General features: G+C 66.0%; 1 protein-coding gene. It reads right to left on the bottom strand.

The genetic code is table 11. From position 1 onward, the window contains the following. Positions 1 to 1089, bottom strand: a 1089-nt coding sequence (locus tag ACFWIW_RS42155) for an acyl-CoA dehydrogenase family protein (protein ID WP_378373605.1), incomplete at both ends; no start/stop codon positions are given.

Here is a 1089-nt window from a genome sequence, read left to right as displayed (position 1 = left end):
GTATTCGCGGAGCAGGCCGCGGCTGATGATGGTCTTCTGGATTTCGCTGGTGCCTTCGCCGATGAGCAGGAACGGGGCCTCGCGCATGAGGCGTTCGATCTCGTATTCCTTGGAGTAGCCGTAGCCGCCGTGGATGCGGAACGAGTCCTGGGTGACTTCGGCGCAGTATTCGCTGGCGATCAGCTTCGCCATGCCTGCCTCGACGTCGTTGCGGGCGCCGGAGTCCTTGAGGCGGGCGGCGTTGACCATCATCAGGTGCGCGGCCTCGACCTTGGTGGCCATCTCGGCGAGTTTGAACGCGATCGCCTGGTGTTCGGCGATGGCCTTGCCGAAGGTCTTGCGCTGCTGGGCGTACTCGACGGCGAGCTCGAACGCGCGGATCGCGATACCGCAGGCGCGGGCGGCGACGTTGACGCGGCCGACCTCGACACCGTCCATCATGTACGCGAAGCCCTTGCCCGGCGCTTCGCCGAGGACCTTGTCGGCGCCGATCTTGTAGCCGTCGAACACCGCCTCGGTGGTGTCGACGCCCTTGTAGCCCATCTTGTCGATCTTGCCGGGGATGGTGAGGCCGGGCGCGACCTCGCCGAAGCCCTCGGGCTTCTCGACCAGGAACGTGGTGAGGTTCTGGTGGGCCTTCTCCGCGCCTTCGTCGGTCTTGACCAGCAGCGCGATCAGGTTGGAGCTGCCGCCGTTGGTCAGCCACATCTTCGACCCGTCGATGACGTAACCGTCGTCGGTCCTGCGGGCGCGGGTCTTGATCGCGGCGACGTCGGAGCCGAGGTCCGGCTCGGACATCGAGAACGAGCCGCGGACCTCGCCGGTCGCCATGCGCGGCAGGAAGTGCTGCTTCTGCTCCGGCGTCCCGTGCTGCTTGATCATGTGCGCCACGATGAAATGCGTGTTGATGACACCGGAGACGCTCATCCAGCCGCGTGCGATCTCCTCGACCACGAGCGCGTAGGTCAGCAGCGATTCGCCGAGGCCGCCGTACTCCTCCGGGATGGTGAGCCCGAACAGGCCCATCTCCTTCATCCCCTCGACGATGTCGGCGGGATAGGTGTCGGAATGCTCCAGCTCCTGCGCGCG

This window comes from Amycolatopsis sp. NPDC058340 (assembly GCF_042723975.1).
GTDB lineage: Bacteria > Actinomycetota > Actinomycetes > Mycobacteriales > Pseudonocardiaceae > Amycolatopsis.
This window is presented reverse-complemented; position numbering and strand designations above follow the sequence as displayed.